Source organism: Bradyrhizobium sp. PRIMUS42 (assembly GCF_023006515.1).
Classification (GTDB): Bacteria; Pseudomonadota; Alphaproteobacteria; order Rhizobiales; family Xanthobacteraceae; genus Bradyrhizobium.
Map to the genome: position 1 here is coordinate 1 of NZ_JALBGZ010001145.1, position 1,311 is coordinate 1,311.

General features: G+C 67.7%; 1 protein-coding gene. It reads right to left on the reverse strand.

The window, feature by feature from the left end:
- Positions 1-1,311, reverse strand: a 1,311-nt coding sequence (locus MOV75_RS38450) for a SulP family inorganic anion transporter (RefSeq protein WP_247008049.1), incomplete at both ends; no start/stop codon positions are given.

Consider the following 1,311-nt stretch of genomic DNA (forward strand, 5'->3'; position numbering starts at 1 on the left):
CTTGGCGGCGACCCGGCCGAGCACGTTGGCCGCCGTCGAATCCAGGAACGGCACCGCGGCGAAATCGACCACGAACGCCTTGCGCTTGTCGGCAACCCCGTCGAGCACGCCCCCGATCGCGGAGGCCGCGCCGAAGAAGAACGCACCGGTGATGCGGTAGACCAGCACGTCGCGATCGACCGCAAGCGCAGGATCGTAGGGAACGCGATCGCCATTGCCGTCGTCGGGACGATCACCGGCGACCAATGGCGAGCGTTCCTCGATGCCCGTCATCTCCGCCATGCGATGGATGAACAGCACCGCGCCGAGCGCGAAGCCGACCAGGATGCCTTCGGTGAGGTCGCGGAAGATCGTCAGCAGGAAGGTCGCGAGCAGCACGATTGCATCGCCCCATGACGAGCGCAGCAGCGTCGCGAATTCCTGCTTCTCCGCCATGGTCCAGGCCACCACGACCAGCACTGAGGCCAGCGCAGCCAGCGGGATGTAGCTTGCGAGCGGCGCAGCGATCAGCATGAACAGCAGCAGAAAGACCGAATGCAGCATGCCCGCGAGCGGCCCGCGCGCGCCGGCGCGGATGTTGGTCGCGGTGCGTGCGATCAGTCCGGTGACGCAGATGCCGCCGAACAGCGCGGAGCCCATATTGGCGGCGCCTTGCGCCACCAGCTCGCAATTGGAGCGGTGGCGACGCCCGGTCATGCCGTCGGCGACCACCGCCGACAGCAGCGATTCGATGGCGGCCAGCAGCGCGAATGCGATCGCATCCGGCAGCACGGCGGTCGCCTTCGCAATCGAGAACGCCGGCAAGGCTGGCGAGGGCAATTCGCGCGGAATGCCGCCGAAGCGCGAGCCGATGGTTTCGACCGGGAGCGCCAGCACGCTGCTGGCGACCGCAGCAAACACGACGGCGATCAGGATGCCGGGCCATGACGGCCGCCACCGGCGCAAGGTCGCGATGATGGCGATGCTGACGATGGCGACCGCGACGGCGGACGGATTGACGGTGTTGAGGCCGCCGGCAAGCGCAACGAGCTTCGGCACGAATTCGCTGGGCTCTTTCCCCGCGAGCGTGATGCCTGCGAGATCGCGGAGCTGACTCGCGAAGATGATCACGGCGATGCCGGCGGTGAAGCCGACCGTGACCGGATAGGGAATGAACTTGATGTAGGTGCCGACCCGCAGCAGGCCCGCGGCGATCAGGAACAGGCCCGCCATCATGGTGGCGAGAATGACGCCGTCGGCGCCGTGACGCTCCGCGGTCGCCGCGACCAATACGATGAACGCGCCGGCAGGTCCGCCGATCTGGAACCGGCT